Raw genomic sequence first — 8,915 nt, forward strand, 5'->3', positions numbered from 1 at the left:
CGAACAGCCACACCAGCAGCGCGCCGACGTAGCCGAACTGGGGCCGTGTCTGGATCATCTGCGGCAGCCCCAGCTCGACCGGCCGGACCCCTCAACCCCGGCCGGCGGGGCGCGGCCCGCACGCCCCTGCCGGGCGCGGCGGCTCCGTGCCGGTCACCCGGGCGACCAGGTCCAGCCAGCCGGCTTCCAGGCGGTCCATGGGCATGTCGCACTGTCGGGTCAGGTGGTGGATCAGCGCGGGGTCCAGGGAGGCGAGGAGGGTGTGGGCCAGCAGGTCGCAGTCGGCGTCCGGGACGATCTGGCGGAGCAGCATCGTGACGTGCATGCGCAGCGAGCCGATCGCGGGGTGCACGAACCGGCGCGTGGGCTCCGGCTGGGCGGCCAGCTGGAGGTCCAGCTGCTCCGCGGTGCGGTACAGCACGGCCACGCCGAACGCCCGCAGCCGCTCCAGGGGCGGTGAGCCGGGGCCCAGGGGCGGCGGCCCGCTGAGGAAGTCGGCCTGGAGTTGCCTGGCCGAGTGGTCGAGCAGGGCCGTCAGCAGCCCGGTGCGGTCGCCGAAGCGGCGGAAGACCGTGCCCTTGCCCACGTTGGCCGCCGCCGCCACGGCCTCCATGGTGACTCCGGCCACCCCGTGCTCCGCGATCAGCCGGGCGGCGGCCTCCAGCAGCCGGGCACGGTTGCGGGCGGCGTCCGCGCGCAGGCACGGCTCGTCGGACGCCGGGCCGACCTCCAGCAGCCGGGACGTGTCGACGGGCTCCTCGGGCTTCGGGAAGGGCGGCAGAGCGCTGGACATGGCGACAGCGTAAAGCATCGGGAAGAAAACTGGACCGCGGTCCGGTTAGGGTGGTACACACTTAAACGGACCCCGGTCCGGATCGTGACAGCGATGTTTCAGCCCCTTGGAGTTCCCATGTCTGTTCGCATCCTCGCGCTCGTCGGCAGCCTTCGCGCCGGTTCGCACAACCGCCAGCTCGCCGAGGCGGCCGTGAAGCTCGCGCCGGAGGGCGCCGAGGTCGAGCTCTACGAGGGCCTGGCCGACATCCCGTTCTACAACGAGGACATCGACGTGGAGGGCAGCGTCCCGGCCGCCGCCGCGAAGCTGCGTGCCGCCGCCCAGGCCGCGGACGCGTTCCTGTTCTTCTCCCCCGAGTACAACGGCACCATCCCGGCCGTACTGAAGAACGCCATCGACTGGCTGTCCCGCCCGTACGGCGCCGGCGCCTTCGGTGGCAAGCCCGTCGCCGTGGTCGGCACCGCCTTCGGCCAGTACGGCGGCGTGTGGGCCCAGGACGAGACCCGCAAGGCCGTGGGCATCGCCGGCGGCAAGGTGATCGAGGACATCAAGCTGTCCATCCCCGGCTCGGTCACCCGCTTCGCCGAGACCCACCCGGTCGACGACGCCGAGGTCGCCGCCCAGCTCACCGAGGTCGTCGCCCGCCTGCACGGCAACGTGGGCGCGGTCGCCGCCTGAGCCGTACCGCCGCTCCCCGCGGGGGCCGGTGCCGTACGTTCCCGGTGAGGGCCGGAGCCACCACGGCTCCGGCCCTCACCCATGCGGTCTACTCCAGCCCCGCCAGGCGTTCCACCGCCGGGGCCGCGAACCGTTCCATCCAGCGGGACGTCTCGCCGCGGCGCGGCACCAGGATCACGGTGTCCAGGCCCAGCCCGGTGTACCCCTCGATGTCCCGCAGGAAGGCGTCCAGGTCCCCCTCGGTGACGGGCTCGCCGCTGTAGGCGATGGTCTTGCGGACGGTGTCGTAGTCCCGGCCGACCGCCTCGCAGTGCCGGCGCAGTACGTCCAGCTTGTGCCGCAGCTCCCCGGGCGAGCCCGGGATCAGATTGCAGGCGTCCGCGTACCGCGCCACCAGCCGCAGGGTCTTCTTCTCTCCCCCGCCGCCGATCATGATCTCGGGATGCGGGGTGCTCACCGGCGCCGGCACGCACAGCGTCTCCGCGAGCCGGTGGTGCCGGCCCTCGAAGGGGCCGTCGTTGCGCGGGTCCCACATCTGCAGGCAGATCCGCAGGGTCTCCTCCAGCCGCTCGAACCGCTCGGCGAGCGGGGGGTAGGGCACGCCGAGTCCGTGGTGCTCCCGGTCGTACCAGGCCGCGCCGATCCCGAGGGTCGCCCGGCCGCCGGACAGGACGTCCAGCGTGGTGGCGATCTTGGCGAGCAGCCCCGGATGCCGGTACGTCACCCCGGTCACCAGGGCGCCGAGCCGGACGGTGGAGGTGCGGGCGGCGAGGAAGCCGAGGGTGGTGTAGGCCTCCAGCATGGGGGCCTCGGCGCCGCCGTTGAACTCCATCTGGAAGTAGTGGTCCATCACCGACAGCCAGCTCACCCCGGCCGCCTCCGCGGCGGCACCGGCGGCGGCGAGCTCGGCGCCGAGCGCGGGGCCGCCCCCCGGGTGATCGAACCTGTTGATGTGCACACCCACGCGCATGCCCGTCTCCGTCAGTCGCACTGTCGCTCACCGTCGTCCAGGAGTCAGACGCTAGGCGCTGGAGCGCGCTCGAAGTCAACATGGGGCTGACGCGCACGCGGAGGGGTAGACGGCCCCTGACCCCTCATGACCCCTTATGACCTCTCACGACCCTGACCACCGCTCACGACCGCGTACGTCGTGACCGGCCGCCGGACGACTCACCGAAGGAGCAGCAGGAGCCATGTCCCTGGTCCCCCCGCCGTTCGATACGGAACTCGCCGCCGTGCTGGAGTCGTTCCGGGGCGTGATCGGGCCCGGGTTGACGCCGGCCGATGTCGAGAGCGCCCGGCGCAGCGCGGCCGTCGAGCTGGTCGACGTGACCATGGACGGCGCGTTCGAGGCGGAGGACCGTACGGTCCCCGGCCCGGAGGGCGCCCCCGACGTCTCCCTCCTCCTGTGCCGGCCGACGGCCGCCGCCCCGGCCCCGCTGCCCGTGCTGTACCACGTGCACGGCGGCGGCCTGGTGGCCGGCACCAACCGGGCCGGCGTGACCGAACCGCTGGCCTGGGCGCGGGAGCTGGGCGCGGTCGTGGTGTCGGTGGAGTACCGGCTCGCGCCCGAGCATCCGCATCCGGCGCCGATCGAGGACGTGTACGCCGGGCTGCTGTGGACCGTGGAGCACGCGCGGGAGATCGGCGGCGACCCGGACCGCGTCGTCGTCGCGGGCGCCAGCGCGGGCGGCGGTCTCACCGCGGCGCTGGCCCTGCTCGCCCGGGACCGGCGCGGTCCGCGCCCGCTCGGCCAGCTGCTGATGTGCCCGATGCTGGACGACCGCAACGACAGCGTCTCCAGCCGTCAGATGGCCGGCCTGGGTGTGTGGGACCGTACCGCCAACGAGACCGCCTGGACGGCCCTGCTCGGCGACCGCCGCGGCGGCCCGGAGGTCTCCCCGTACGCGGCCCCGGCCCGCGCCACCGACCTGTCCGGCCTGCCCCCGGCGTTCCTGGACGTCGGATCGGCGGAGACCTTCCGGGACGAGGTGGTCGGCTACGCGTCCCGGATCTGGCAGGCCGGCGGCGAGGCCGAGCTCCACGTCTGGCCGGGCGGCTGCCACGGCTTCGACGCCCTCGCCCCGGAGGCGACCCTGTCCCGCACGGCCCGCGCGGCCCGGCTGGGGTGGCTGCGGCGGTTGCTCGGCTGATCCCTCACCACGCGACCCACCGGAGCCCGGAGTCCCATGGGGACGAGCGGCGACGTCCCCGCCGACGGCACACCGGCTCCGGGTCCGCCCCCTTACGCGGAGGCCGGCTCCCTGACGGACGCGCGCCGGTTCGTCGGGCGGTCGAAAGGCACCACCACATGACCGTAGAAGCGCTGGACCGCGTCGTCGACGCTGCGGATGAATCCCGTCTCAGCATTGCCACGGCCCTGCCCCATGGACTTGAACAGGGAGAGTCGGAAGCCGGTGATGCGGGCACCGGCAGCTTTGGGCAGGAGGTCGGCCGGCTCGGGACGCAACCGCTCCAGCGTGCCTCGCGGGCCGCCTGTTTCACCGTCGACCAGTGTCTCGATGTGCAGGTCGGCCGGTGCCTCCGCCAGCCGTCGGATGAGCCTTTTCGCCCAGGTCAGCGGGTAGCCCTGGTCCGGTGCGGGGATGTCCGTGGAGACCCGTAGCCTGCCGGTGCGCAGGTCCGCGCCCACCGACAGCACACCGGACGCGCCGTCGATACGCAGTTCGGCCTGGAGCCGGCCCTGGAGGCAGAGCCGGTCGGCCTGGGCCTGGCGCTGTTCGCGGGGATCCCTGCCTCGCTTGCCCCGCTGCACCGGGAGCACCTTGCGGCCGAGTTCGCCTCCGAGTCCGAGGCACACCTGGCGGATGAGCCGTTCCCAGCTCTCGACGACTTCGAGTGCCCTCGGGTCGCCCTGGCACAGGGTCTCGTCGTCGATGCCTTTGCGCACGGGCACCCAGGCGGGCCCCATGTTCTGGAATCCGTGACAGCCGGAATTCTCGTGCTGGAGGTAGTACAGCAGTTCCTGGAGCAGCCAGGCGTGCGCCGCGTTCCCGACGCCTTCGTGCCGGATCAGCACTTGGGCCTGGTAGGCGACCTCCGCCCAGGACAGGTGCCACAGGGCCACCTTGTGCTTGCGCCGGCCGTCGACCTTGACGTCCACCAGGGGGCTGCCTTCCAGGGCGACGTCGTTCGACAGCGTGATCACTGCCTCGTACCCCCGGCGCGCGGCGATGTCCATGTACGCCTGCACCTGGTCGCTTCTGAGCGCGTTCCCATTGGTCTTCGTCTCGACCAGCGCGGTCCACAACTTGCCCGCCCGCTCCACACGGACGACGCCGTCCGGCCGTCGCGGTGTGTCGCCGTGCGGCAGGGACACCTCGGCGAACGTCTCCATACGGCCTGCCGGCGCGCCGAAACCGGCCGTGATCCTTCTTCCGAACTCCGGCACCTGGGCCATGACCGACAGCAGGACGGAGGTGGCGCGGGTCTCTCGCTCCCGGTCGCTCTTGAGCGCGGAGACCGGGAACAGCCTCGCTTCCCGCCAGGATTCGTTCTCGGCGAGGGACTTCTTCGCCACCTTGGGAAGGGTGATCTTCCTCTTCGCCGTCCGGGGGCGTGGCGCCGGAGCAGACGCCTGGTCCGTCTCCCCGGACCGGCGGGGGGACGGCACGGCGGGAAGTGCCGGCTCCGGAACGGGCTCGGCCCCGGCGGCTCCGGCCGTCGTACCCTCGTCCTCGGCCGCACCGTCGTCCAGCGCGGACTCCGCTGCCGCGTCGTCGTCGATGTCGACCCCGAAATCCTTCGCCAGACCGGCCAGGCCGTCGGCGTACCCCTGCCCTACGGCGCGGAACTTCCACTCGCCGTCACGGCGGTACAGCTCGCCGAAGATGACCGCACTGACCGATCGGGCGTCGTCGATCGCGAACCGGAGGATGCCCTCACCGGTTCCGTCGGACAGCGTGACCGTGAGGTCCTCCAACTCCCCGAAGTGGGCATCGCCGTACCGGCTCGCGGCGATGACCATCCTGTCGACATCCTCCGGTACGACCGTCAGGTCGAACCCGATCCGGTCCTCGTCGCCCTGCTCCACCGGGGCCTTGCCGAGCAGCTGCACGCTGCCGTCGGAGGCGACCGGGTTGTTGTAGAAGTAGAAGTCGCCGTCGCTGCGCACCTTGCCGTCCGGTCCCAGCAACAGGACCGATACGTCAGCGTCGCCCTCGCCACTCGGGCTGGCCCAGCGAAGGCTGACGATCAGCGAACCGACGTTGTCACTCAGGGTCGAAAGCGTCGCATTCGAACCCTTCACCATCTCCCGCACCGACAATCCCCCCAGATTGCTGCGTCTTGCCCATACGCACACGTCGTCCGGGCCACTCTCACGACTCTTTGTGAGGTGGCCCACAGGGAAAACTGTAGCCTCCAGGCATCATCACCACGCCCCACGGCCGAAACGGGTGCTCCACGTTCGGCGAAGGAACACCGCCCCCGTCCCCCGGATGAACCCGCGCCCGGGAAAACACCCCCGGGAAAACCACGCTCCCGCCCCGCTTCGACGTTACCGTTCGGTAGACATCGTGCCCGGAGTCTCCCGGAGGTGCTCGTCCATGACGCCCGACCGTGCCGCAGGACTCGTGGAGACCCGGCGTGCGCTCGCCGAGGGGGAGGTGACCTCGCGGGAGGTGGTGGAGCGGACGCTGGCGCGGATCGAGGCCACGCAGGCGACGCTGAACTCCTTCCGGATCGTGCGCGCCGAGGCCGCGCTCGCCGAAGCGGAGGCCGCTGACCGGGAGTTGGCCGCCGGTGTGCGGCTCCCCTTGCTCGGGGTGCCGGTGGCGGTGAAGGACGACATGGACGTGGCCGGTGAGCCGACCGCGTTCGGCTGCTGCGGCGAGTTCCCGCCGGCGGCCGCGGACGGGGAGGCGGTCCGGCGGCTGCGCGCGGCCGGCGCGGTGATCGTCGGCAAGACGAACACCTGCGAGCTGGGGCAGTGGCCGTTCACCGAGGGGCCGGCGTTCGGGGAGACCCGCAACCCGTGGAACACCGGGCACACGCCCGGCGGGTCGTCCGGTGGTTCGGCCGCCGCCGTCGCCGCCGGGCTCGTCCCGGCCGCGCTCGGCTCCGACGGCGCCGGTTCGGTGCGCATCCCGGCCTCCTGGACCCATCTGATCGGCATCAAGCCGCAGCGCGGCCGTATCTCGACCTGGCCGCGCGGCGAGTCCTTCCACGGCATCACGGTCAACGGCACCCTCGCCCGTACGGTCGCCGACGCGGCCCTGCTGCTCGACGCGGCCAGCGGCAACCACGCCCTGGACCCGCACCGGCCGCCCGCGCTGACGGTGGCGGACGCGGTCGGCCGCGACCCGGGCCGGCTGCGCGTCGCCCTGTCGCTGAAGCCGCCGTTCACCGCCGTACCCGCCCGGCTGGACCCGGTGATCCGCGCCCGGGTCGTCGAACTCGCCGAGCGGCTGGCGCGGTTGGGGCATGTCGTGGAGCGGGCCGATCCGCCGTACGGGCAGATCGGGCTGGCGTTCGTGCCCCGGGCCACCGCCGGGATCGCCGAGCGGGTCCGCGAGGCGCCCGATCCGGCGCTGCTCGATCCGCGCACCCGGGGCGCGGCCCGGCTCGGCCGGCTCCTCGCCGGTGCCCCGCTCCGGGCGGCCCGGCGCGCCGAGGCGGTGCTGCACCGGCGGATCGGCGCGTTCTTCACGTCGTACGACGTGATCCTCGCCCCGACCACCGCCACGCCCCCGCCCCGGATCGGTGCCCTGGCCCGGCTCGGCGGGCTGGCCACGGACCGGGCGATCATCGCCGCCTGCCCGTACGCCTGGCCGTGGAACGTGCTCGGCTGGCCGGGGGTGAACGTGCCCGCCGGGTTCGCCGGCTCCGGACTCCCGGTGGGGGCGCAGCTGCTCGGCCCGGCCAACAGTGAGCCCCTGCTGGTGTCCCTGGCCGCGCAGCTGGAGGCGGAGCTGCGCTGGCACGAGCTGTGGCCGCCGGAGAGGTCGGACGCCGGCGCGGACGCGGACACTCCGGCCGCGTGACGGCGTTCCGCCCGTACGCTGGGGCCATGGGCGACGCGTCGATGGTCGGGCTGATGGGGCGGGTGACGGGGACGGTCGGGCCCGGTCTGGTCGGCGAGGTGATCGTGCGGGTGCGCGGCGGCGCGGAGCACTTCCTCGCCTATCCGGCCGACGGCACGGGCCGGATCCCGACCGGCACGGTGGTGATGGTGGTGGAGTACCTGCCACCGAGGACCGTCTACGTGACGGCCGCATACGACAGTTGAGCATGCGTCGCCCCAGGTGAGGGCGGTGTGCGTCAAGATTGCAACAAGGATTCACCCCCGTCTTCACCCGGGCCCCCGGCAGGCGCACACTCCCTTCGTTCGGTGCCGAACGGGCACCATGCAAAGGGGGCGTATGCCGATGGTTGTCGGCGTCGTTGCGGGGGCGGTCGTCGTTGCCGTCCTCGTGTTGATCGGTCTGTTCAAGATGATGTGGCGGGTCGCCGAGCCGAACGAGGCTCTCATCATCTCCGGGTCCAAGCACCGCACCGAGGGCCTGGAGGAGGGCATGGGCTTCCGCATCGTCACCGGGCGCGGCACGCTGGTGCTGCCCGGAGTGCAGGCGGTGCGCAAGCTGTCGCTGGACCTGAACGAGACCGAGTTGCACGTGGACTGCGTGACGCACCAGGGCATTCCGCTGAAGGTGCGGGGCGTGGTCATCTTCAAGGTCGGCGACGACTTCGTGTCGATCGCCAACGCGGCCCGGCGTTTCCTGGACCAGCAGAAGCTCATGTCGGAGCGGGTGCACAACGTCTTCGCCGGTCATCTGCGCTCGATCGTGGGCGGGTTGACGGTCGAGGACATGATCCGCGACCGGGAGAAGCTGACCGGGCAGACCCGGGCGGCCTGCGGTACGGAGATGGAGAAGCTCGGTCTGATCGTGGACTCGCTGCAGATCCACGAGATCGAGGATCCGACCGGGTACATCCAGAATCTGGCGATGCCGCACGCGGCGGCCGTCCAGCGGGACGCGCGCATCGCGCAGGCCGAGGCGAACCGGCTGGCCACGGAGGCCGAGCAGCAGTCCTTCGCGCGGATGGCGGAGGCCACCCGGGACAGCGAGATCCTCCAGGCCGGCTACCAGGCCGAGCGGGACAAGGCGGCGGCGAAGGCCCAGCAGGCCGGCCCGCTCGCCGCGGCGGCGGCCCGGCAGGAGGTCGTGGTGCAGGAGACGCGGGTCGCCGAACTGGAGGCGCACCGGCGGGAGCAGCAGCTCCAGGCGGACGTCCGCAAGCCGGCGGACGCCACGGCGTACGAGAAGCGGACGCTGGCCGAGGCCGAGCGCGACGCGCGGATCTCGGCGGCCCAGGCCAAGGCGAAGGAGACGGAGCTGGCGGCCGCGGCCGAGGCGACCCGGGTGAAGGCCGCCGCCGCGGCCGAGGCCGAGGCGACCAAGAGCCGGGGTGCGGCGACCGC

The 8,915-nt window shown here is 72.7% G+C and carries 8 protein-coding genes; 5 read left to right on the forward strand and 3 right to left on the reverse strand.

The features are described from left to right. Positions 1 to 91: 91 nt before the first annotated feature. Complete coding sequence (locus ABZV94_RS38015; protein ID WP_356349005.1) at positions 92 to 811, reverse strand: helix-turn-helix domain-containing protein; 720 nt, start codon at positions 809 to 811, stop codon at positions 92 to 94. A gap of 99 nt (positions 812 to 910) precedes the next feature. Between ABZV94_RS38015 and ABZV94_RS38020 the strand changes: the two genes are divergently transcribed. Next, positions 911 to 1,471 carry an NAD(P)H-dependent oxidoreductase gene (locus ABZV94_RS38020; protein WP_356349008.1) on the forward strand — a complete coding sequence of 187 codons (561 nt, stop codon included), beginning with the start codon at positions 911 to 913 and terminating at the stop codon, positions 1,469 to 1,471. 88 nt (positions 1,472 to 1,559) lie between these two features. Here the strand turns inward: ABZV94_RS38020 and ABZV94_RS38025 are convergent, their stop codons facing one another. Next, positions 1,560 to 2,441, reverse strand: a complete 882-nt coding sequence (locus ABZV94_RS38025; RefSeq protein ID WP_356349010.1) for an LLM class F420-dependent oxidoreductase — start codon at positions 2,439 to 2,441, stop codon at positions 1,560 to 1,562. A 223-nt stretch (positions 2,442 to 2,664) separates the two neighbouring features. On the opposite strand from ABZV94_RS38025, the gene ABZV94_RS38030 reads away from it, so the two are divergent. Beyond that, positions 2,665 to 3,624, forward strand: coding sequence for an alpha/beta hydrolase (locus tag ABZV94_RS38030; RefSeq protein ID WP_356349012.1), 960 nt, complete (start codon positions 2,665 to 2,667; stop codon positions 3,622 to 3,624). 92 nt (positions 3,625 to 3,716) lie between these two features. On the opposite strand, the gene ABZV94_RS38035 is transcribed toward ABZV94_RS38030, so the two are convergent. After that, positions 3,717 to 5,744, reverse strand: coding sequence for a TerD family protein (locus ABZV94_RS38035; RefSeq protein WP_356349015.1), 2,028 nt, complete (start codon positions 5,742 to 5,744; stop codon positions 3,717 to 3,719). A 295-nt stretch (positions 5,745 to 6,039) separates the two neighbouring features. Here ABZV94_RS38035 and ABZV94_RS38040 point away from each other — a divergent pair, with 295 nt between their 5' ends. The 3 genes from ABZV94_RS38040 to ABZV94_RS38050 form a co-directional block, all read left to right on the forward strand. Further along, positions 6,040 to 7,476, forward strand: coding sequence for an amidase (locus ABZV94_RS38040; protein ID WP_356349017.1), 1,437 nt, complete (start codon positions 6,040 to 6,042; stop codon positions 7,474 to 7,476). Between the two features lie 26 nt (positions 7,477 to 7,502). Next, positions 7,503 to 7,721, forward strand: coding sequence for a hypothetical protein (locus tag ABZV94_RS38045; protein ID WP_356349020.1), 219 nt, complete (start codon positions 7,503 to 7,505; stop codon positions 7,719 to 7,721). 133 nt (positions 7,722 to 7,854) lie between these two features. After that, positions 7,855 to 8,915, forward strand: a 1,061-nt coding sequence (locus tag ABZV94_RS38050) for an SPFH domain-containing protein (RefSeq protein ID WP_356349022.1), incomplete at its 3' end; no start/stop codon positions are given.

Source organism: Streptomyces sp. NPDC004658 (assembly GCF_040609555.1).
In the GTDB taxonomy this organism is placed as follows: Bacteria; Actinomycetota; Actinomycetes; order Streptomycetales; family Streptomycetaceae; genus Streptomyces.